General features: G+C 62.3%; 17 protein-coding genes. 5 read left to right on the forward strand and 12 right to left on the reverse strand.

Going from position 1 to position 22599, the window contains the following annotated elements; translation table 11 throughout:
* Positions 1-1923 carry an LTA synthase family protein gene (locus ACIPO9_RS05910; protein WP_400779322.1) on the reverse strand — a complete coding sequence of 641 codons (1923 nt, stop codon included), beginning with the start codon at positions 1921-1923 and terminating at the stop codon, positions 1-3.
* A gap of 441 nt (positions 1924-2364) precedes the next feature.
* Between ACIPO9_RS05910 and ACIPO9_RS05915 the strand changes: the two genes are divergently transcribed.
* Positions 2365-3657, forward strand: coding sequence for a sensor histidine kinase (locus ACIPO9_RS05915; RefSeq protein ID WP_400779324.1), 1293 nt, complete (start codon positions 2365-2367; stop codon positions 3655-3657).
* On the opposite strand, the gene ACIPO9_RS05920 is transcribed toward ACIPO9_RS05915, so the two are convergent.
* Both ACIPO9_RS05920 and ACIPO9_RS05925 read right to left on the reverse strand, forming a co-directional pair.
* Positions 3617-4507, reverse strand: coding sequence for a phosphatase PAP2 family protein (locus ACIPO9_RS05920; RefSeq protein ID WP_400779325.1), 891 nt, complete (start codon positions 4505-4507; stop codon positions 3617-3619). The genes ACIPO9_RS05915 and ACIPO9_RS05920 overlap by 41 nt on opposite strands.
* Complete coding sequence (locus ACIPO9_RS05925; RefSeq protein ID WP_400779326.1) at positions 4504-5187, reverse strand: histidine phosphatase family protein; 684 nt, start codon at positions 5185-5187, stop codon at positions 4504-4506. Before ACIPO9_RS05925 ends, ACIPO9_RS05920 begins: the two co-directional genes overlap by 4 nt.
* Before the next feature lie 529 nt (positions 5188-5716).
* Here ACIPO9_RS05925 and ACIPO9_RS05930 point away from each other — a divergent pair.
* Complete coding sequence (locus tag ACIPO9_RS05930) at positions 5717-7342, forward strand: ArnT family glycosyltransferase (RefSeq protein WP_400779328.1); 1626 nt, start codon at positions 5717-5719, stop codon at positions 7340-7342.
* 49 nt (positions 7343-7391) lie between these two features.
* Here the strand turns inward: ACIPO9_RS05930 and ACIPO9_RS05935 are convergent, their stop codons facing one another.
* The 8 genes from ACIPO9_RS05935 to arnB are packed head-to-tail and all read right to left on the reverse strand — an operon-like array spanning position 7392 to position 16216.
* On the reverse strand, positions 7392-8786 hold the full coding sequence (locus ACIPO9_RS05935; RefSeq protein ID WP_274130958.1) for a UDP-glucose/GDP-mannose dehydrogenase family protein: 1395 nt from the start codon (positions 8784-8786) through the stop codon (positions 7392-7394).
* Positions 8783-9208: a 4-amino-4-deoxy-L-arabinose-phosphoundecaprenol flippase subunit ArnF gene (arnF, locus tag ACIPO9_RS05940; RefSeq protein WP_400779329.1), complete on the reverse strand. Its 426-nt coding sequence runs from the start codon at positions 9206-9208 to the stop codon at positions 8783-8785. Before arnF ends, ACIPO9_RS05935 begins: the two co-directional genes overlap by 4 nt.
* Positions 9205-9549 carry a 4-amino-4-deoxy-L-arabinose-phosphoundecaprenol flippase subunit ArnE gene (gene arnE, locus ACIPO9_RS05945; RefSeq protein WP_400779331.1) on the reverse strand — a complete coding sequence of 115 codons (345 nt, stop codon included), beginning with the start codon at positions 9547-9549 and terminating at the stop codon, positions 9205-9207. Before arnE ends, arnF begins: the two co-directional genes overlap by 4 nt.
* Positions 9546-11192, reverse strand: coding sequence for a lipid IV(A) 4-amino-4-deoxy-L-arabinosyltransferase (gene arnT / locus ACIPO9_RS05950; protein WP_400779333.1), 1647 nt, complete (start codon positions 11190-11192; stop codon positions 9546-9548). Before arnT ends, arnE begins: the two co-directional genes overlap by 4 nt.
* Complete coding sequence (gene arnD, locus ACIPO9_RS05955; protein ID WP_400779335.1) at positions 11189-12073, reverse strand: 4-deoxy-4-formamido-L-arabinose-phosphoundecaprenol deformylase; 885 nt, start codon at positions 12071-12073, stop codon at positions 11189-11191. The genes arnT and arnD overlap by 4 nt, the downstream gene beginning before the upstream one ends.
* Positions 12073-14064 (reverse strand): bifunctional UDP-4-amino-4-deoxy-L-arabinose formyltransferase/UDP-glucuronic acid oxidase ArnA, encoded by a 1992-nt coding sequence (arnA, locus tag ACIPO9_RS05960; protein WP_400779336.1) that lies wholly within the window; start codon positions 14062-14064, stop codon positions 12073-12075. Before arnA ends, arnD begins: the two co-directional genes overlap by 1 nt.
* Entirely contained in the window at positions 14061-15071 is a 1011-nt protein-coding gene (arnC, locus tag ACIPO9_RS05965) for an undecaprenyl-phosphate 4-deoxy-4-formamido-L-arabinose transferase (protein ID WP_274130964.1), read from the reverse strand. The genes arnA and arnC overlap by 4 nt, the downstream gene beginning before the upstream one ends.
* Complete coding sequence (gene arnB / locus ACIPO9_RS05970) at positions 15068-16216, reverse strand: UDP-4-amino-4-deoxy-L-arabinose aminotransferase (protein WP_400779337.1); 1149 nt, start codon at positions 16214-16216, stop codon at positions 15068-15070. Before arnB ends, arnC begins: the two co-directional genes overlap by 4 nt.
* A gap of 788 nt (positions 16217-17004) precedes the next feature.
* Here arnB and ACIPO9_RS05975 point away from each other — a divergent pair.
* From ACIPO9_RS05975 to ACIPO9_RS05985, 3 genes are all read left to right on the forward strand, one after another.
* Entirely contained in the window at positions 17005-18426 is a 1422-nt protein-coding gene (locus ACIPO9_RS05975) for an ATPase domain-containing protein (protein ID WP_400606877.1), read from the forward strand.
* 51 nt (positions 18427-18477) lie between these two features.
* Positions 18478-18852, forward strand: coding sequence for a response regulator (locus ACIPO9_RS05980; protein WP_274130967.1), 375 nt, complete (start codon positions 18478-18480; stop codon positions 18850-18852).
* A gap of 66 nt (positions 18853-18918) precedes the next feature.
* A complete protein-coding gene (locus ACIPO9_RS05985) occupies positions 18919-20838 on the forward strand; it encodes a PAS domain S-box protein (protein WP_400779339.1) in 1920 nt (639 codons plus the stop codon).
* On the opposite strand, the gene ACIPO9_RS05990 is transcribed toward ACIPO9_RS05985, so the two are convergent.
* Complete coding sequence (locus ACIPO9_RS05990; protein WP_400779341.1) at positions 20835-22400, reverse strand: methyl-accepting chemotaxis protein; 1566 nt, start codon at positions 22398-22400, stop codon at positions 20835-20837. The two genes, ACIPO9_RS05985 and ACIPO9_RS05990, sit on opposite strands and share 4 nt — an antisense overlap.
* Positions 22401-22599: the final 199 nt, after the last annotated feature.

Genomic DNA, 22599 nt, shown 5'->3' on the forward strand with positions numbered 1-22599 from the left:
TCAGTTCCCGGCGTTCCAGCTCAGGAGCTGCTGCTTGAAGCCATGACTGGCCGCCTGATAGTAGGCAATGGTGCGCAGGATCAGCGGGTCGTCGATCTGTACGTGACGCTCGATGCTCTGGCCCTTGGCGTCGTCATGGCGACGCAAGCCGGCGCGAGGGCTGAGGATGGCCATGTCCTTGCCGTCGAACAGGCCCAGATGCTGGTAGTTGCCGACCAGCACGCGGGGCGCCAGGCCGTCTTCGCGGAACAGGTCGCGTCCGTAGAAGGTCGAGGTGTAGTCCAGGTTCAGCAGCCCGAGCAGGGTGGGCGCCAGGTCGATCTGGCTGGCCAGTTGCGACATTTCGCCGGCCTTCAACAGCTCCGGGGCATAGATGAACAGCGGGATGTGATAGTTGGCGATGGGCAGGTCTTCCTTGCCCGCGCTGCCGGCGGTGTGGTCGGCGACGAAGACGAACAGGGTGTTGCTGAACCAGGGTTTGTTGCGCGCCTGGGCCAGGAACTCGCCGATGGCCCAGTCGGTGTACTTCACCGCGCCGTCGCGCCCATTGCCCGAGGCGATGTCGATGCGACCGTCAGGGAAGGTGTAGGGGCGATGGTTGGAGGTGGTCAGCAGTTGCAGGAAAAACGGCTGGTTTTTGGCGAAGTCTTCATCGGCCACATTCAGTGCCTGACGATAGAGGTCTTCGTCGGCCATGCCCCAGGCGTTCTTGAACGAGATCTGCGACTCTTCCACGCTGCTCTGGTCCACGACCCGATAGCCGTTGCCGGAGAAGAAAGCGTTCATGTTGTCGAAGTAGCCGCGCCCGCCGTAGACGAAGACGGCGTCATAGCCTTTGGCGGTCAGTTGCTGGCCCAGGCTGGCATAGCCGCTCTCGCGACCGGTGCGTTTGACGATGGAGCGCCCCGGAGTGGGCGGGATCGACAGGGTAATGGCTTCCAGGCCGCGGTCGGTACGAGTGCCCGTGGCGTAGAAGTTGTTGAAGTACAGGCTCTGCTTGCGCAGTGCGTCCAGGTTGGGCGTGAGGTTGCGCGCGTCGCCGTTGCTGCCCATGTACTTGGCGCTGAAGCTTTCCAGGGTCACCAGCACGATATTCGGCGTGCGTAGCGTGCCCGGGTTGTCGATGGCCCGGCGATTGTCCAGCGGGTCCTGCCCCACGAACGAGACGTCCGCGCTCTGCAGCTCGCTGCGCAATTGATTGCCTGCCTGGGTCGCGGGAAGCGTGCCATAGAATTGCGCGTAATCCAGTTCATTGTTACGAAATGCAGCGAAGAACTGATAAGGACCGTTGCTCGCCAGTTCGCGCTGGTAAGCATTGCCGCCCTGACCCCGGGGCGTGTCCTGGTTGACGGCCAACCCGCACAATCCGGCCAGTGCCAGGGCACCCAGCCCCATCGCAAGTTTGGTGCGTGCGGCAGGCATCGGCGCCTCTGCTGCCCGGCGAACAGGGCGCGCCAGCAGCAGGCTCAAGCCAATGGCGATAATCGCCAGGGTGCTGAGCAATTTGCCAATGGGATACGACTCGAGAATGTTGTTCAGCACTTCGTCCGAGTAGACCAGGTAGTCCACGGCGATGAAGTTGAAGCGCACACCGAACTCGTCCCAGAACAACCATTCGGCCACCGCCGTGAACAGCATGACGAACAGGCTGAAGCAGGTCAGGCCCTGCAACATCCAGCGATGCAGCCTGGTCTTCCAGAGCCTGGCAGGGCAGAGCAGCAGGTAGAAGGTCATTGGCAACAGCGCGTAGGCCAGAAACGCCAGGTCGTAGAGCAAACCAGTGGCGAAGGTGCCCAGGGTCGCACCGCCGGCATCATCCATGTGGGTGAGCCATAGCACGCATCGGGTGATCAGGAAGATCGTCAGCCAGACGCTGGCAAGCAACGTGAGAAAACGCACGGGCGCGAAACGAAAGAAATGCATCGAACGGTCCTTGTTATTGGGAAGTCCCTTGATTCATCGAGGGTTGGGCCTGGAACAACAACCCGGGGCCTGCATGCTGTCGAGCATCCGTCGGGGGCCGATTCGTGAATGAAGCGCCGGGTCAAGAGCGGCGGATAGTGCCATTCATTCGAGTACGGCGGCATGCGCTGAAACATCCGGAATTGATTACCTGGCCAGCCTTCGTCAAACGGTCACAATCCGCAGAAACCGGGGCGTGGCAGCCAATCAGGCAAAGATGAAAAACCAGTCAAAGGGCCGTGAAAAAAGTGTTTTTTATATCACTCGATTCAACACGAATGCGTTCTGGGGCCGCTGTTTCATCTTCCGATCCAGCAATTAACAAAACCATGACATACCGCCCTTGATAATGGCGCCTCGTTATAAGGACACGAAGTCGGCATTGGGTATGTGCGCACACTGATGGATATCAAACACAGCTTGAAACAGCGGATTGTCATCGTTTTTGCGTTGATGAGCGCATTGGTGGCCGGGGTATTCGCCGTCGGGATCATCGCCACCGTGCATGTGGTGGGCAACCGGCTCACGATGATCAGCATGGGCGGCAATCTGCATCGGCAACTGACCTCGGACCGCATCGAAGACTGGCGTCACCGCCCCGAGAAGGACGAGTTGTTCTACGCCGACGATGGCCTAGATGAAGTGGCGATGAGCGATGACCTCAAGGGCCTTCAACCGGGATTCCAGACCTTCGAGCGCGGCAAGAAATCCTATTACGCCATGGTCGAGCAGGTGGGTGAACGCCGCTATGTGCTGCTGCGCGACCAGCGCAAATCCGCCAAGCGCGAGCGTATCCTGCTGGGGATTGTGCTGGTGGGGTTCATCCTCAGTGTATTGCTGGCCATCCTGCTGGGCCGTTTGCTGGCTTCGAGGGTGATGGCGCCGGTGTCTCGCCTTGCGGGGCAGGTTCGTCATCGCGACCAGGTGCTAGAGCGCGCGCCCGTGCTCGCCAACGATTACGCCCAGGATGAGGTCGGTGCGCTGGCCCGTTCCTTCGACGATACCCTGGGGCGCCTGCGGGCGGCGCTGGGGCGAGAAAAGCTGTTCACCAGTGATGTCAGTCATGAACTGCGCACGCCGCTGATGGTGCTCGCCACCTCCTGTGAACTGCTGATGGAATACCCGCGGCTGGACGAGCGTTCGCGCACTCAGGTGCAACGCATCAGCAAGGCGACGGCGGGTATGAATCAGTTGGTTCAGACGTTCCTGCTGCTGGCGCGCACCGAGGGCAAGAACGCCCCGCAGGGCCAGCAAGCGACGCTGTCGCAGATCGCCGAAGAGTTGATCGAAGCCTGGCGCCAGCCTATCGAAGAGAAGGGTCTGCACTTCGTCTATCACGGCTGTGAAGCGGGGGACGATACGCTGTACAACGCGCCGCTGTTGCGTTCGGTGATGGGCAATCTGCTGCGCAACGCCTGGCACTACACCGATCACGGCGCGATCAGCCTGACCCTCAACGCCAACGGTTTTCAGGTCGAAGACAGCGGCATCGGCATTCCGCTGGAGAAGCAGGAGGCGATGTTCCAGCCTTTCGTGCGGGGTGACGAGCAGCGCGGGGAGGGGTTGGGCCTGGGCTTGTCGCTGGTTCAGCGCATCTGCGCCAACCAGCGATGGACCGTGACACTGACCAGCCGTGAGCCGGCAGGCTGCTGCTTTACGGTTGTGCTTGAGGCACCGGGCACGCTGCCGGTTTGAAGGCGGAACTGGCAGTGTCCGCAGGTGACGGCTGGATCGCCGGATCCAGCCGCCTGCGGCCATAAAAGGCCATGGCCGTCAGGAACATCGAGAACCAGACGATGATGCCTGCCCAGAACGTGTGCGACATGAAGTGCCAGCCCTGCAGGACCCGTGTGGTGCCATAGACCATGCCCAGCGCCAGGGAAAACGCCAGCAACTTGCGGGCGTGGCGCCAGCGATAACGACGGGCCACGAAAAACAGCGCCATCATGGTGAATCCGCCTGACGCATGTCCGCCCGGCCAGCAGCGGCCTTTGCCGGCGTCGTGCAGCAGGTTGATGTTCTCGAACCATTCCTTTTTCTGCTCGGTGCCGCCATACAGCGTGGTTTCCACCGGGCAATAGATGCTGGTGTGGCTCTTGAAATAGTGAATGGCGCCCGTCGTGAGGGAGAACGCGAACACCACGAACAGCAGATCCCGACGATGGCGGCTCAAGAAGCGCAACACGGGCCCGATTCGGGTTTTCTCAAGCCAGGCCAGCAGCCTCGGGTGTTTCTCGGCCTTGAGCAGCGGCCAGATAAACGACAGCACCGCGCCGACAACCGCCGCTTCGCCGGTCCAGTTGGGGATGATCCGCGCCCATTTGTGCGTGATGGTTTCGAACAGCTTGCTGTGCTGCAACGGGAAGGCGTGAGTGGTGGTGTTGTACATCCAGTCACTGAGAATCACGTCAAGGCCCGTCAGGTCGAAACTGACAAACAGGAGCAAGGCCAGCAGCAGCGGGGCGCCGGCGTGGTTCAGATAAAAACGGGTTTTGCTGTCAGACACGGTTGGGTCGTCCGTCGGGTGGTTGAAAGATGGATTCATGGGCGTCTGGCCAGGACCTTGCCCCAGTCCTGCGCTTCGACATAGCCCAGCACTCGAGTGCTGTGGTCGACCGGGTTGACCTCGACCACCAGCGACGAGCCGTACTCGGCAGACCAGGGTGAGTTCACCTTGAGTGACTTCTGCAGTTCGGTGATGCATTCGCTGTGCGTCACCAGTACCAGGTTGCGGTGATCGAGCTTGTGCTTGAGCACGTCATCGAGCATCGAGCGGCGGCAGTTGATCAGCCAGTCCTGGGCCTGGGTCTTCTGACTGAAGGCGTAGCGGGAGGTCTGTTCGGTGCGTTGCAGCGGGCTGTTGAAGATATCGACCTGGCCCAGGCCCAACTGGCGCAAGGACTGCCCGACCCGTTCTGCCATCGCGCGCCCCTTGACCGTGATGCCGTCGGGCTCGTCAAGGCAGCGGTTGCTGGAGCGATCGCAGCGCTCGACATGGCGCATCAGCACCACCAGATTGCCCTGATCCCAGAGCGAATAGAAATCCGCCTTGAGGGCGTGGTGAGCCTCCGCAAGGTCAGTCACCGGGGCCGGACGCACGGCAAAGGCTGTCGCGCCAACGAGTAACAGGCTCCCCAGTACCAGGGCCAGCAGTCGCACGGTTTTTTTTCGCGCGTAATAGCGCGCTGTCAGCATGTTCAGCGTGTGACTGAAATATGAATTCATGATCGGTCCGTCTGGGTTTTATAAACGATTCGCACTGACACTGTTTCAGTACGCGCGACGCAAAGTGTGCTGTGGTCGAACAAGACAGGCACTAACAGAATTGTGAGCGCAGGTTATAGAGGCAAGAGTCAAGACGGGGTGAAGTGCATGTGAAAAACGCTTTCACATTTGCCGCATCGCCCGCGCAGGCCCTGATCTGCAAGGGGTGGCGCGGTCCATGGGCGGCGTCAGGCTTTTGTGGGTCGGCATGTTACGGGCAGCGAACATGAATGTTTAAATATTCAACGGACTGTGCAGGGTATTTTCACGAAAGTTTTACATTGTCATCGGATGCAATAATTAATAAGTTGAAGAAGGTGTAATGCAATTGATTCAACTTTATGATGCCGACTCTTCAAAACGTTGTAGTAATCATCATGCCACCATCCGCTTCAATGGACTCGCCCCGGTTCGGCGCCAGAACCCCGTCTACTATGCTGTCATTCATTGAACACCCTGCGTGCCGCCGAACCGCCAAGAGGATCCTGCGTTGACATCGATCGTTTCCGAGTTTTTATCGGGTGTCACCCCCGCGCAGGCCCGGCGTCAGGCATGGAGTGCCGGTGGCCTGGCCTTTGTGCTGTTCATTGCCGCCAGCTGGCATCTGACCATCATTGGTTTCGATTCCCGGTTCGTGATGTTTGCCCAGGAAATGCTGCGCCACGGCCCTGGCTTTTTTCCCACCACCTATGGCGAGCCTTACCCTGACTATTCGGCATTCTCGACCTGGCTGATCTACCTGGCTTCACTGCCCGTGGGGCAAGTCACCAGTTTTACCGCCTGGTTGCCCACGTGCATTGCCAGCGCCGTCATGGTCGGCCTGATGTACCGGCTGCTCGCACCTTATTCCCGGCGCTGGGCGTGGCTGAGCATCGCGGCGTTGTTGTTGAGCAACACCTTCATCAGCGAAACCCGCGCCGTGTCCCTGGACCAGATGCTGGCGACCGTCGCTTTCGCGGCGTTCTACCTGGCCTATGCCAGGGACCACTTCGGCTCGTCCCGGCGGCTGTGGCTGTTGGTCGTCCTGCTGGTGTTGGGATTTGCCATCCGCGGGCCGATCGGCCTGGTGGTACCTACCGGAGTGGTGTGCAGCTACTACCTGCTGAGCCGGCAATACCAGCGGATGTGGCTGTCCGGTGTGGCCGCGCTGGTGCTGTTGGGGGTGTGCATGCTGGCGCTGTTGCTGATGGCGCGCGTCGAGGGCGGACAGGCGCTGGTGGCCGAGGTGATCCGCATGCAGATCACTGGCCGCATGGACGGCAGTGAAGGTGCAAGCCCCATGCTGTGGTACTTCAGCAGCTCACTGGGCAACTATGCACTGGCGTACCCGCTGGCGCTGCTGGTGCTGGTAACCGTCGCGATCACCGCCAGGGCCGAACGCAGTTCCGCCCAGCAATTGTTGTGGCTGTGCGCCTTCGCCGCCCTGACGGTGATGGTCGGGCTGTCGATTCCCGAAGCCAAGAAATCGCGCTACATCCTGTCCATGGCACCCATGGCGGCGATCATCGCCGGCTACCCGTTCCAGATGCGTATCGGCCGCCAGTTCTGGTGGCTGCGCGGCATGACCCTGACCCTTTACTGCTTCATCCCGGGGGCGCTGATGGCAGGGCTGCTGGCGGTACGCCCCAGGTTTCCCGAAGCCCTGGGCGATATCGGCCCGGTGCTGGTGGTGCTGGGCATGCTGCAACTGATCGCATTGCCGCTGCTGATGCGTCCGCGCTTGCGGCTCTACGGCTTGCCGGCCTGCGCGGTGCTGGCGGTATGGATCTGCTACATCGGGGTCTACGAGAAGGTCCAGCGCAACCTGTACGACACCCATCGTTTCACTGAGGCGGTGCGTGCAGTGACCCAAGGGGACAACGCGCCTCTGGTGCTGCATTCGATGGGCAAGGATGCCAAGGCCATCAAGTTCATGGTCAACGTCGATCGGGACCTGCTACCGGTGTTCACCGAAACGCCCGAGCAGCTCAACGCCGTGCAGGGGCCGGCCAACGTGGTGATGAGCAACAGTGACTTCCAGCGCCTGCAAGGCACGCGGTTTGCCGGGCTGCCGGTGTCCCTGACCGGGCGGTTCGACAAGGAAGACTACGTGTTGCTGCGGGTGCAAGGGCAATGAAAAAAGCGCGGCCTGACAGAATCAGGCCGCGCTTTCGGGGTGGGTCAGTTCACACAGCCGGGTGGTTGGCCAGCAACTCGTAGGGCGCCCACTGCTGCTGCGGGATCGGCAGGTTGCAGGAATCCCCGCGACCGATCGGGAAATACTGGAAGCCGCGCTTGGCCATGCGCTCGGTGTCATACATGTTGCGGCCGTCGAAGATCACCGGCGCTTTGAGGCGCTGGGCGATCAGGTCGAAGTCCGGCGCCTTGAACTGCTGCCATTCGGTGCAGACGATCAGCGCATCGGCGCCCAGCAGCACGGATTCAGGCGTGCCCATCAGGATCAGGTTCGGCTGCTCTGCGTACAGGCGCTGGGTTTCCTGCATCGCTTCGGGGTCGAATGCGCGTACCGTTGCCCCTGCGGCCCATAGTGCTTCCATCAGCACGCGGCTGGGTGCATCGCGCATGTCGTCGGTGTTGGGCTTGAACGCCAGGCCCCACAGGGCGAAGGTCTTGCCCTTGAGTTCGCCCTTGAAGAACGCATTGACCCGGTCGAACAGCTTGTGTTTCTGCCGCTCGTTGATGTCTTCCACCACGTTGAGCAGGTCGTTCGAGCAGCCGGCTTCGCGGGCACTGTGGATCAGCGCGCGAATGTCCTTGCCGAAGCACGAGCCGCCATAGCCGCAGCCTGGGTAGATGAAGTCATAGCCGATGCGCGAATCGGCACCGATACCCAGGCGCACGGACTCCACGTCCGCCCCCAGGTGCTCGGCCAGTTCGGCGATCTGGTTGATGAAGCTGATCTTGGTCGCCAGCATGCAGTTGGCCGCGTACTTGGTCAGCTCGGCGCTGCGCAGGTCCATGAACATCATGCGGTCGTGGTTGCGGTTGAAAGGCGCATAGAGTTCGCGCATCACCGGGAACACATCAGGGTTGCCGCAGCCGATGACGATGCGGTCCGGGCGCCGGCAGTCCTTGACCGCCGAGCCTTCCTTGAGGAATTCGGGGTTGGAGACGATATCGAATTTCAGCAGCCGGGCCGACTGGCGCAACTGCTGCTCGATGTGGGCACGCAGGGCATCGCCGCTGCCGACCGGCACCGTGGATTTCTCGACGATGATGACCGGGGCCTCGCGATGCCGGGCAATGGCTTCACCCACCGCGAAGAAGCCGCGCAGGTCCGCCGAGCCATCGGCCTGGGAAGGGGTGCCGACAGCGATGAACAACACTTCGCCGTGCACCACCGCACGGCGTTCGTCGGTGGTGAAGTGCAGCCGCCCGGCTTCCAGATTCTCCCGCACCAGGTTTTCGAGACCCGGCTCATAGATGGTCACGTGGCCTTTGCCCAGTTGCTCGACCTTGGCCGGATCGATGTCCATGCACACCACGTCATGACCGACTTCCGCCAGCACGGTGGCCTGCACCAGACCCACATACCCACTACCGAAGACGCTGATTTTCATCGGGAAAACTCCTTGTCGCTGTGAGCGATATTGCTGTGGCTACGCCGGTAATTGATCGTCACCACACCGAGCACGATCAGGGTGACGCCCACCGTCTTTGCAGGGGTGAGCGATTCGTTGAAAACAGGCAGGAACGCTGCGGCCAGGTACACCAGCGCGTAGCTGATGCTGAGCAGCGAGTAGGCCCGGCTGAGCGGCAGATCCCGCAGGGCGCCGAGCCAGCAGAGCATCGACAGGCCATAGGCGACGATGGCCGCCATGACCACGCCCAGGGCCTGGGTGTCGACGCTGCCGCTCTGTATCGCAGCGAGCCATTGCGCCGGTTGCGGCAGCCTGAGCATGCTCCAGCGCATGCCCAGTTGTGCCGCGCTGACCAGCGCCACGCTGCCGGCGGCCATGGCGAGGCCTCTGCCCAGGCTCATGACTGTTGCCCCAGCAGCATCACGCCGGCCAGGATCATGGCCACGCCCATCCAGTGACGCCGGTCTACGACCTCGTCGAACAGGTAACGGCCAATCAGCGTGATGAGCACGAAGTTGAGCGCCAGCATCGGATAGGCGATGCCCACTTCCAGGCGCTGCAGCACCAGCAGCCACAGAAGCATGCCGGCGCCCAGCAGGGCGATCGCCAGCCACAGCCAGTGGGTGCGCAGCATCAGCGCAATGCCGGGAAACTGGCCCTGCCATTGCTCGACCGCCAGTTTCTGGGCGATCTGGCCCAGACAAGTCAGCAGGCAGGCGCACAGCAGGAGGGCGAACGTCATGACGGCGTCCTGTCGAAGATCAGCAACGTCAGGTTGCCTTCCTCGTAACGTTTGCCGTCCGCAGGCAACAGGCTGAACTCGTGGGCGTTGTCGGCTTCGTCGCCGCGCATCAGCACCGCCACCGATCCCTCGCGACGCGCCTGGGTCATCCAGGCCTGAACCTGATTCCAGTCCACCGCACGGGTGCTGGCCTGCGGGTAGTTGAGCCCGTACTTGAGTTCGCCCTGGGTGTCGTAGAGCACGACGTCCTTGCGCTTGAGGCGCCAGGACAGCGCGGCCGCGGCGCCCAGGTCGTTGCTCAGCAACTGGTTGGCCGAGGTCAGTTCATCGATGTGGCGCACCACGAACTGGTCCGGCGTCTTGTTGAACACCACACTGTCGGGCAGGGCGATGGGAATCAGCACGATGCCCAGCCACGCACCTGCCGCAGGCAGGGCCCAGAAGCGCAGGGGTTTCAGGCCTTGCAGGGCATTGGCCAGAATCCAGCCCACCAGGATCAGCACCGCCAGGGTCAGGTGCAGCGGTTGCTGATCGTAGAGATCCTGGCGATGCTGCACGACCAGCAGTGCCACCAGCGCGACAACACCGACCACCGCGTTGAGTACGCCGTTGGTGCGCAACGTCCCGCTGCGGGCCTGGCGCAGGCGCTCGACCAGCACGTGGCCCATCATCAAGGCCAGCGGGATCATGCACGGCATGATGTAGGTCGGCAGCTTGCCCCGGCTCATGCTCAGGAACGCCAGCGGCAGCGCCAGCCAGAGCAGCAGGAAGCCGGTTTGCGGCATGCGCCGTTCCTGCCAGGCCTGTTTCAGGGTGCCGGGCAGCAACACGGCCCACGGCGCGCTGGACGCGAACAGCAACGGCAGGTAGAACCACCACGGCCGCGAATGCTGGGCGTCATCGCCGGCAAAGCGGCGGATGTGTTCATGCCAGAAGAAGAAACGCCAGTAATCGGGCTCCCGCGCGTGGACTGCAAGTACCCAGGGCAGGCAGACAATGGCCGCTACCAGGATCGCCAGCGGGCCGAATGTCAGCAATTCGCGCAGGCGACGCTGCCAGACCATGTGGGGCAGGGCGACGATCACCGGCAGTGCCCAGGCCAGGAACCCCTTGGTCATGAAGCCCATGCCGCAGGCCAGGCCCAGCAACGCCCAGCTCAACAGGCGCGGCCTGCCGACACTGTGCGTGGCGTACCAGAATGCGACAAGGGACAGCGTGACCCAGAACATGAACTGCGGGTCGAGGTTGGCGTAGCCTGCCTGCCCGGCGATCAGCATGTAGCTCATGAACAGCAGAGCGCTGGTGAAGCTCTTGCGTGGGTCGCTCCAGAGCTTTTGCGCGATCAGGTACACCAGCAGCACGGTCAGGCCGCTGGCCAGCGCCGAGGCGATCCGTACGCCAAACAGGTTCTCGCCGAAAATGGCCTGGCCAACGGCAATCAGCCAGTAACCGGCGGCGGGTTTTTCGAAGTAACGCAGGCCCATGAAATGCGGCGCGACCCAGTTGCCGCTGTGGAGCATTTCCTGGCTGATCTGCGCGTAGCGGGTTTCATCGGGAATCCACAGGCCGTGGGTGCCCAGCGGCAGAAGGTAGGCCAGCACGAACGCGGCCACCAGCCACAGGATGGATTGATGGCGGCTCATGGTTGCTGCACTCCCAGCCAGCCTTCGCGCCCGGCAAGCGCGCCGCGCACCAGATGCCCTTGGGAGATGGACCGCAGGCTTGGCGGCAGGAGTTCGCCCAGGGGCTGGAACTCGACGCCCTTGAGACTGGCCTGGCTGAGCAACTGGCGGAACTGACCGGCCATGACGATGCCTTCGACCTCGGCATGGACGGTGTAGACGTTGAGGTGATCGGGCTTGAACTGATCGAGCAGGTAGTCGTTGAACGCTTCGGGGGCGATTTTGGGGCCCACCACTTCATCGAAGGTGGGCAGATCCACCGGAATCTGTGGCGTGCCGGGTCGGCCGTCCGCGAGCACCGGGCGGAACAGGCTGTGGCCCCGGCAATCGCTGTTGTAGCGAAAGCCGAAGGACTGCTTGGCCTGCACCACCTGTTCATCCGCGCGCCAGCCAGCCGCTGCCGAGCAGGTGACCGGCGTGCCGAGGATGTCATTCAGGCAATCCACGCCACGGGCGATCTGGGCGGTGAGTTGCGTGGGCGTCCAGTGCCCGGCGTTGGCCTGCCAGCCGTGATGGTCCCAGGCATGCAGGCCAACCTCGTGCCCGGCCTCCTGGGCACGCCGCATCAAGGGCCCAAGGTCGCGGCCGATCGGTTTGCCCGGCCAGGCGGTGCCGGCCAGCAGGATGTCCCAGCCGTAGAGGCTTGCGGCCTTCGAGCGCAGCATCTTGTAGAGAAACTGCGGGCGAGCGAGGCGCCAGAGATGGCGCCCCATGTTGTCAGGGCCGACGCTGAAGAAGAACGTGGCCTTGATCCGCGCCTCGTCCAGCAGGTCGAGCAACCGCGGCACACCGTCACGGGTGCCGCGATAGGTGTCGACGTCGATGCGCAATCCGGCCCGCATCAGTTCGCTTCCGCCTTCTCGGCCATGGCTTCGCGCAGGAAGAAGTCCAGGGTCTTGCCGATGGTTTCACTGAGTTCGATGGTCGGCTGCCAGTCGATCAGGCGCCGTGCGTTGTCGATGCTCGGTTTGCGGTGGCTGACGTCCTGATAGCCCTTGCCGTAGAACGACTGGCTCTCCACTTCGCGGAATCCTGCGAACGGCGGGAAGTTATCACGCAGCGGATGCGCCTCGAACTGACGCAGCAGTTCTTCGCCCAACTGGCGGATGCTGGCTTCGTTGTCCGGGTTGCCGATGTTGACGATCTGCCCGTTACACAGGCCGTCGCGGTTCTCGATGATCCGCGCCAGCGCCTCGATGCCGTCGACCACGTCAGTGAAGCAACGCTTCTGTGCGCCACCATCGACCAGGCGAATCGGCGTGCCTTCCACCAGGTGCAGGATCAACTGGGTAATGGCGCGGGAACTGCCGATGCGTGCCGAATCCAGGCGGTCCAGCCGCGGCCCCATCCAGTTGAAGGGGCGGAACAGGGTGAACTGCAGGCCTTTCTGGCCGTAAGCCCAGATCACCCGGTCGAGCAGTTGCTTGGACACCGAGTAGATCCAGCGTTGCTTGTTGATCGGGCCGACGACCAGGTTGGAGGTGTCTTCGTCGAAATGACTGTCCTGGCACATGCCGTAGACTTCCGACGTGGAAGGGAAGATCACCCGCTTGTTGTACTTCACGCAGTAGCGAACGATTTTCAGGTTCTCTTCGAAATCCAGTTCGAACACCCGCAGCGGGTTGCGCGTGTATTCGATAGGCGTGGCGATGGCCACCAGCGGCAGGACCACGTCGCACTTCTTGATGTGGTACTCGATCCACTCGGTGTGGATGCTGATGTCGCCTTCGATGAAGTTGAAATTGGGATGGCTGCGCAGGCGCTCGATGGCGTCGCTGCCGATGTCCATGCCGAAGATTTCGTAGCGGTCGTCGCGCAGCAGGCGCTCGGACAGGTGGTTGCCGATGAAGCCGTTGACGCCCAGGATCAGCACCCGCGTGCGGCGCACCGACTTGCGCTTCTCGCTGCCCAGCAAACGCGAGCCGTCCACCAGGCCGAATTCCCGGGCCAGTTGCGGGCCGCTCAGATACAGGCCTTCGCTGCCTCGTTGCCCGGCGGTGATCAGCAGGGAGTCTTCACCGCAGGCAATACGCAGCGGGTCGCAACTGATCACTGTGCCCGGTGCCTGGCCGTCGTTGCCAGCCTGCACCTTGGCGCTCCAGACAATCAGCTTGTGCTCACCCACCGGGCAGAAGGCGCCGGGGTAAGGCTGGGTGACGGCGCGCACCAGGTTGTAAAGGCCAGAGGCTGGCTGCTGCCAGTCGATCAGGCCATCGGCGGCGGTGCGACGGCCGAAATAACTGGCCTTGGATTCGTCCTGCTCGACGCCGGGCAATTGCCCCTTGCCCAGCAACGGCAGGGTTTCGGACAGCAGGTCGGCGGCACCGGCGCGCAGTTTGCCGTGCAGGGTCAGCGCGGTGTCGGTGGCGCTGATCGCGATGCGCTGCTGGGCAACGATGGCACCCGCATCCGGGCGTTTGACCATGCGGTGCAGGGTGACGCCGGTTTCGGTTTCGCCATTGACCAGCACCCAGTTAGCCGGTGCGCGGCCACGATAGCGGGGCAGCAGCGAGCCATGCAGGTTGAAACCACCCTGTTTGGCACAGGCCAGCAGCGGCTCGCCCAGCAGGTGGCGGTAGTAGAACGAGAAGATGAAGTCAGGGGCCAGCTTGCCGATCCGCTCGATCCATAGCGGATGATTGGGATCCTCGGGGGCATGCACGGGGATATCATGTTGGGCGCACAGTTGCGCAACGGAAGCGAAAAAGGTCTTTTCGGCAGGGTCATCGGCGTGAGTGAAGACCGCCGAGATCTCGTAACCGGCTTTGAGCAGGGCTTCGATACCGACGCAACCGATATCGTGGTAGGCAAAAACTACGGCTTTGAGGCTCATGGTGCGACCTTATTCAAAATAGGAGCGGGGGAATCAACGGTGGTGGCGACGGCAGCCGGTTGACTGCGCACGACTTTTTCGATGAAGAACCGTGGGCGGGCGCGCACGTCGCTGTACATGCGGCCCAGGTATTCACCGAGCAGGCCCATGCCGATGAACTGGCCGCCGGTGAACACGAACAGCACCGCAAACAGGACAAAGGTGCCGTGGCCGGCCCATGAGGCACCGAACATCAGGCGCAACACGATCAGCAGCGTGGCGAACGCGATGCCAAGAAAGGCCATGCTGAAACCGATGATGCTCAACAGCCGCAGGGGCGTGGTGGTCATGCAGGTGACCAGGTCGAACATCAGATTGATCAGTTTCATGGCGCTGTACTTGGATTCCCCGTGCTCGCGCTCAGCATGTGTCACCAATACTTCCGTTGTGTGACGGGCGAAGCTGTTGGCGAGAATAGGGATGAACGTGCTGCGCTCACTGCAGGCGAGCATGGCGTCGACGATGCTGCGTCGATAGGCGCGCAACATGCAGCCGTAGTCGGTCATGGCAACACCGGTGGAGCGCTGCACGGCCAGGTTGATCAGTTTCGAAGGCCAGCGGCGCAGGGCCGAGTCCTGGCGGTTGCCGCGCACCGTGCCGACCACGTCGTAGCCTTGTTCGGCGACCTTGACCAGCCGCGGGATCTCTTCGGGCGGGTTTTGCAGGTCGGCGTCCAGGGTGATGACCAGATCGCCCTTGCACTGACCGAAGCCGGCCATGATCGCAGCGTGCTGGCCGTAGTTGCGGTTGAGGATCACCGCGACCACCGGGCTGCCCGGGCGCTGGCTTGCTTCAAGCAGCAGGTCGGCGGAGTCGTCGCGGCTGCCGTCGTCCACCAGGATGATTTCGCAGGGTTGGGTGACCTGTGCGCAGGCCGCTTCGGTGCGGCGCAGCAGTTCGGGAAGGCTTTGCGCTTCGTTGTAGACCGGAATGACGATCGACACGAGCTGGATGGGATAAGGTTTCACGAGCGGGCTTCCACAATCGATTCAATGGCACTGACCACGCGGTCGACATCGGCGAGGGTCATGTCCGGGAACAGGGGAATGGAGCACAGCCGCGACGAGTTCCACTCGGTGTCGGGCAGGTGCACGTCGGAAAAGCGCTGGCGGTAGTAGCTGTGCAGGTGGGTGGCGATGAAATGGATGCCGCTGCCGATGTTCTGCGCCTGCAGGGCTTTCATGAAGCCGTCGCGGTCAATGCCGCAGCGCGCAGCGTCGATGCGCAGGATGAACAGGTGCCAGGCGTGCTGCTGGTCATAGCGCGGTTGTGCCAGCGGCAGCACCGGGCTGCCCGTCAGGCGCTCCAGGTAGTGGTTGGCAAGCTCGGCTCGGCGTGCGTTGATCGCCGAAAGGCGTTCCAGTTGCACCCGCGCGACGGCGGCGTTGATATCGGCCAGGTTGTACTTGAAACCGGGCTCGATCACTTCGGCCTGGGGCTTGCGGCCGTGGGTCAGGCGGTCATAGGCGTCCACGCCCAGGCCGTGAAATTTCAGCCGGCGCACCCGGTCGGCCAGTTGCTCGTCGTCGCTGGTGAACATCGCGCCTTCGGCGCAGCTCATGTTCTTGATCGCATGAAAGGAAAAGATCGCCGTGCCGGCGCTGCCTACCGGGCGGCCCTTGTAGCGGGTGCCTGCGGCGTGGGCGGCGTCTTCGATCACGGCGATGCCGTGCTTGCGTGCCACGGCGTAGATCGGGTCGAGATCCAGGGCCGCGCCTGCGTAGTGCACCGGTACGATGGCCTTGGTGCGTGGCGTGATGGCCTGCTCGATGCGCGCGGCGTCGGTCATGAGCGTGTCGCGGTCGACGTCGACGAACACCGGCGTGGCGCCCAGCAGGCAGATCATGTTGGCGGTCGAGACCCAGGTCTGCGAAGGCGTGATGACCTCATCGCCCGGGCCAATCCCCAGGGCGAGCAGGGTGATGTGCATGGCGCCGGTGGCCGAAGACAGCGCCACCGCGTGCTTCGCGCCACAGTGCTCGGCGAACTCCTGCTCCAGGCGCTGGCATTCGGGGCCGGTGGTGATCCAGCCTGAACGCAAGACCCGGGTTGCCGCCGCGACTTCCTCGTCGCCCATGCTGGGGCGGGAAAAAGGAAGAAAATCCAGACTCATGTAAATCCTCCGCCAGTTCTTCAAAATCAGCGCGCACGAAGACCGCGTGCGCCACTGTGATCAGGGTGCTCGTTATAGGTATGAGGCGGGCGCAATGAAGGCCCAGGCAATAGAACTGTGAATAGTGACCGCTCCATGGATTACTGCTGTTACATCCGTGTCGAGGATTAGGCTGATCCCGAACTGTGGTTAAGACGATAGAAGGTTATTTATGAAAATTCCGTTTAGTGGGCGTTGGTTTTTCATCCAGAATCCATTTTTTTGCGAAGTATTTCTCAACTGTACCGAGTGAAATGGAAAAGTCATAAAAACAGGCTATTCTTTTACGCCGCTTTCCTTGAGGGCACGGTTTATCTGGGCTGCAAGCTTTCAGGGCGCGGTTTCGAAAGGGCGTTGGAATGCGCTCGGGCCTCTCTCGGCTATGCGATTGAGCCTACGCCGATGAAGCTGAACGAAAACTGAAAATGCGTCGAAATAACAAAGCCGTTACAGAGAGAATCGCCAAGTAATACAGATGAGCGGAGTGTATCGCCAGGCCTCACACTACTTGTTACGGTGCAACATAAAGTTGAAAAGTTGCCGGCGGGCGTTATGCGAATCGATGTAAGCCGGATTTCCCCTCATGCCCGCCCGGGTAGCCGCCATTCGCCCTGAACGCGCGCAACCCTGCGTCACGAAAGATAATTGTTCTTGGAATACGCCTCCAAACGCGAAAGAATGGCCGCATGACGCGTGCGCATGATCCGCACGATACGACGTGCCGAACGCCTCACGTGGAGGACGCAAATTTGAATCAGCTAAAACGCCTTCAGAGCGGGATTGAAGGGCTGGATGAGCTGTTGAAAGGAGGGTTCGTCGCAGGGTCCTCGTACATCATTCAGGGGCGCCCTGGATCGGGCAAGACGATCCTGGCGAACCAGATAGGCTTTAACCATGCCCGCAACGGCGGGCGAGTGCTGTTTGCAACCTTGCTGGCCGAGCCCCACGAGCGCCTGTTCCAGTTCCTGTCGACCTTGAGTTTCTTCGACAAGGACAAGGTCGGTGATCAGATCCAGTTCGTCAGTGCCTTCGACACCATGGAAAACGACGGTCTGGACGAGGTGGTCAAGCTGCTGCGGCGCGAGATCGTGCGGCAGAAGTCCACGGTGCTGATTCTCGACGGCCTGCTCAACGCCCGCTCCCGGGCCGACTCGCCGCTGAACACCAAGCGTTTCATCTCCGATCTGCAGGGGCATGCCGCCTTCGCCGGCTGCACGGTGTTTTTCCTCACCAGTTCGCAACTGGACGACGGCAGCCCCGAGCACACCATGGTCGACGGCGTGCTGGAACTGGGCGAAGAGCTGGTCGGCGGCAGGGCGGTGCGCCGCATCAAGATGCGCAAGACCCGCGGCAGCGGCGCGATTTCCGGTGCCCATGAATGCGAAATCACCGAAGACGGCCTGGTGGTCTACCCACGGCTGGAAAGCACTGTCACCCACTCGGGGATTCGCGACAGCGAGACCTTTTCGATGGTCTCCAGTGGCCTGATCTCCCTGGACCCGCTGATCGGCGGCGGGCTGATGACCTCTTCGGTATCGCTGCTGGTCGGGCCATCGGGCTCAGGCAAGACCTCTTTCGGCATCAGCTTCCTGGGGCAGTCGACGCTCGAGGAGCCGGGGCTGTATTTCGGCTTCTACGAGTCGCCCCAGCGCCTGCGCATGAAGGCCGCCTCGCTGGGTGTGGACTTCAAGGCCCTGGAAGACAGCGGGGCTCTGTCGATCGTCTGGAAATCCATCACCACCGAGCCGATCGACAAGATCGCACTGGACCTGCTGCGCACCGTGGAAGCGAGGTCGGTCAAGCGCGTGTTCATCGACAGCCTGGCGGGCATGGCTCGCGCGGCCGCCGACAAGTCCCGGGTGCTGGACCTGTACACGGCGCTGATGAACGAGCTGCGGGCCCGGGACGTCACTGTCGTCGCCTCCTGGGAAGTGCTGACGTTGCTGGGTTCGGAGATCGATGCCCCGGCCCCGGACCTCTCGTGCATCGTCGATAACCTGATGCTCCTGCGTTTCGTTCAGACATCGCGTGAACTTAAGCGCCAGCTTTCCATTCTTAAAATCAGGGACAATCCCTACGACCCCGCGTTGCTTGAAGTCACCATCGGTACGCGAGGCCTGGACGTGAAGAAGGTTGATACCCATGCCCTTGGCGATAGCACAAACGCGTAACCGTCGCGCTCGCCAGCACGCTCGTCACCGATTGAGCGGAATGAGGGCGCCATGACCACGATATTGATTGTCGATGACGAGTACCTGATTGCCGATATCCTGAGTTTCGCGCTGGAGGATGTCGGCTATCTGACCGTGACGGCAGGCAGCGGCGCGAGAGCGTTGAGTATCCTGGAGCGGGAACAGCCGCAGCTGATCATCACCGATTACATGATGCCGGGCATGAACGGCATCGAGCTGGCCGAACAGGTGCGCAAGCACGAGAAGCTCGGGTCGCTGCCGATCATGCTGATGAGCGGTGCACAGGGCCATCTGGGTGTCGCCCGGCCTGACCTGTTCGTGGAAGTGTTCGACAAGCCGTTCGATATACAGGCGGTTCTGGCCAGCATCGCGGCGCTGGTCAAGCCTGACGGTCACAAGAACTGATCCCGGAGCGGTCCGGGATCAGGCCAACCTACCGAACACGCGCCATTCCCGTTGTCCGAGGCCGACATGCAGCAAGCCGAGTCACCCGTACTGGTTTCTCAAGAGGACCGCTATCGCCTGCTGGTCGATGCGGTCTTCGATTATGCGATCTACATGATCGACACCGACGGCCTGGTGCGCAGCTGGAATTCCGGCGCACGACGCATCAAGCAATACGAAGAGTCCGAGATCCTGGGGCGTTCGTTTTCCCTGTTCTACACCGATGAAGACCGCCAGGCCGGCATGCCCGCGCGGGCGCTGGGGATCGCTGCCAGTTCGGGGCGGTTCGAGGGCGAGGGCTGGCGCGTGCGCAAGGACGGCAGCCGGCTGTGGGCGTCGGTGGTCATCGACCCTATCTACCAGGACGGCGCGCTGATCGGTTTCGCCAAGGTCACCCGTGACCTCACCGAACGTCGGGCGGCGCAGGAGGCACTGCGCCACAGCGAGCAGCAATTCAGCCTGCTGGTACAGGGCGTGACCGACTATGCGCTGTACATGCTCGACCCCACGGGCATCATCACCACCTGGAACGCCGGTGCGCAGCGGATCAAGGGCTACGAGCCTATAGAAGTGATTGGCCAGCACTTCTCGCTGTTTTTCGAGCCCGCCGACGCCGAGGCCGGAATGCCCCAGCGCTCGCTGGACATCGCCGAGCGCGAAGGGCGCTACGAAGGCCAGGGCTGGCGGGTGCGCAAGGACGGCACGCGGTTTCTGGTGCACGTGGTCATCGACCCGATTCGCAACGATGCTGGCCAGATCATCGGTTTTGCCAAGATCACCCGGGACATCACCGACAGCGTCCAGGCCCAGACCGCGCTCAAGGAAGCCCGCGAAGCCCTGTACCAGGCGCAGAAGATGGAATCCATCGGCCAGCTTACCGGCGGCATCGCCCACGACTTCAATAACCTGTTGACAGTGATCCTCGGCAGCCTGGGCATCGTCAAGAAACGCCTGGGCGAGGATCCCAAGAGCCATTCGCTGCTGGACAACGCCATGGCAGCGGCCCATCGCGGCTCATCGTTGACCCAGCGCATGCTGGCGTTCGCCCGCCGTCAGGAGCTGGACCCCAAGCCCGTGGACGTGGTCGCGCTGGTGCGTGGCATGTCGCAGCTGCTGGGCAGCTCCCTGGGGCCGCGCATCAGTGTGGAAACCCGTTTCCCGCTGATGCTGCGCCCGGTGTTCGTCGATGCCGGGCAACTGGAAATGGCGATCATGAACCTCATGATCAACGCCCGCGACGCCATGCCCGACGGTGGACAGATCACCGTATCCGCAAACGAGGCCGTCCTTGAGCCAACTGCGGCGTGTGCCGATCCGTTCGTCTGCATCTCGGTCGCCGACACCGGTACCGGGATGGAACCGGCCGTGCTGCAACGGGCCATGGAGCCGTTCTTCACCACCAAAGGGCTGGGCAAGGGGACGGGGCTCGGGTTGTCGATGATCCACGGGCTGGCGGCGCAGTCCGGTGGCAAACTGGTGCTGAGCAGCGAGCCGGGCAAGGGCACCACGGCGCAACTGTGGCTGCCGATTTCCACCATCGTGCTGGGGCAGGGCGGGAGCGGGGCGCCCGCGCCGGACGAAACCGCCAAGGCGTCACGCAGCCTCAAGGTGTTGCTGGTGGACGATGACCCGTTGGTGCTGCTGAGCACCCGGGCCATGATCGAGGACCTCGGGCATCAGGCCATGGCCGCAGGCGACGGTGCAGAGGCGCTGGCGCTGATTCGGCAAGAGCACGATTTCGACCTGGTCATCACCGATCAGGTCATGCCCGGCATGAGCGGCTCGGAACTGGCCGCGCAGATCAGTGAGCTGTTTCCGGCTCTGGCCATCGTCATCTGCTCGGCATTCACCGACACACCGCCGGCATCGGCTGCCGGCTTCTCACGTCTTCCCAAGCCGTTCAGCCAGGCAGAACTTGCCAGGGCGATCACGCAACTGCGCAGTTAGCGGTTAAAACGCTCGGCCAGGCTGTGCAGATACTGCGCCATCTGCTCAAGCTCGCGGCTGATGGTCGAGCCTTGCTGCGCCTGGCCTGCGCTCTGGTCGCACAACTGGGCGATGCGGTTGATCTGCTGGTTGATGCTTTCGGCCACATGGGTTTGTTGCTCGGACGCCGAAGCCATCTGCTGGCTCATCCCGGTGATGCGGGTGACGGCCTCGCTGATGCCACTCAGCGCCTGTTGCACCGCCTCGACGCTCGCCACGCTGTCCTGAGACATCGCCTGGCCACGGGTTGCCGTGGCCACTGCACGGCTTGCGCCTTCACGCAGTTCACCGATGATGCCCTGAATCTGTTCGGTAGAAGTCTGTGTACGCGAGGCAAGGGAACGCACCTCGTCGGCCACCACCGCAAAACCCCGGCCTTGCTCACCGGCGCGGGCCGCCTCGATGGCGGCGTTGAGTGCCAGCAGGTTGGTCTGTTGGGCAATGGAGTTGATGACATCCACCACGCTGCCGATGGACTGGGTTGCGCCCGCCAGTTCGCCCACCGCCTGACCGATCTCCGTCACGGAGTTGGCCATGTGCCGGATCGCCAGCAGGCTGTCATCGGCCAGCCCGCGACCTTGCTGGGCCAGGGTGTCGGCTTCCTGCGCCGCATGGGCGGTATTCTGTACGTTGTGCGTGACTTCCTGAATGGTCGCGGCCATCTGGGTGATGGCGGTGGCCGACTGATCGGTTTCGCTGCGCTGCTGATCCAGCGCCTCGGCCTGAAGCAACGACAGGCTCGCCGATTGCCCGGCACGTTGCTTGACGCTTTCTCCGGCGTCGGCAAGCCGGGTCAAGGCCGCCTGCAACCGCGCTTCTTCGCTGATCATCGCCAGATCCAGTTGCGCCTGGGGCCCGCGGTTGTCGCTGTAGGTCAGGGCGATCAAAGGATCCGTAAAGGCCTTGGGATGATCGTTGAGAATGGTCTGCAGGGACTTGCTCTGGCGCATTTCCAGCACGGCGCTCAGGGCGATCAGCGTCAACAGCATCACCACCAGTTCGACGTGGTCCGAGAGCAGGTAATTCGAGAAGCCGAGCACCACCGCAGCGATGAGCAACGGCAACTGGCGCAGCAGGTGAAAACGCACCGTGCTCGCCCTGGAGACAGCGGCCTTGCCGTCACGCAACCGGGCGTACAGGGCCTGGGCGCGGCGCACCTGATCGCGGGTAGGCAAGGAGCGAACCGATTCGAAACCTGCGATCTTGCCGTCCTCGTAGATCGCGGTGACGTAGGCACTGACCCAATAGAAGTCGCCATTCTTGGCGCGATTTTTCACCACGCCCATCCACGGCTTGCCCTGTTTGATGGTCTCCCACATGTGGGCGAACACCGACGGCGGCATGTCCGGGTGACGAACCAGATTGTGCGGCTGGCCGATCAGCTCTTCGCGGGTAAAACCGCTCAGGGCGACAAAGGCGTCATTGCAGTAGGTGATGCGGCTGCTCAGATCCGTGGTCGAGATCAGGCGTTCATGTGCAGCGAAAGTCCTTTCCTGCTGTGTAACCGGCATATTCAAACGCATAAGACCGTGTCATCCCTGATAGCTGAACAGTGCGTGCTGATAGGTGTAGCACAACATTGATCGGTGAGCGCAAACAGGCGGCGGGGCGGGCTTAGCGTTGGGAAATGAAGCAAAAAACGCGCAGAAAAAAAGCCCGCTGGGGAAGACGGGCTTTAAAGAGGATCAAAAGGAGTGGGTTCAGACTGGACCCTCGGACGTG

Source organism: Pseudomonas sp. NPDC090203 (assembly GCF_044746765.1).
Taxonomy (GTDB): Bacteria; Pseudomonadota; Gammaproteobacteria; order Pseudomonadales; family Pseudomonadaceae; genus Aquipseudomonas; species Aquipseudomonas putida_AD.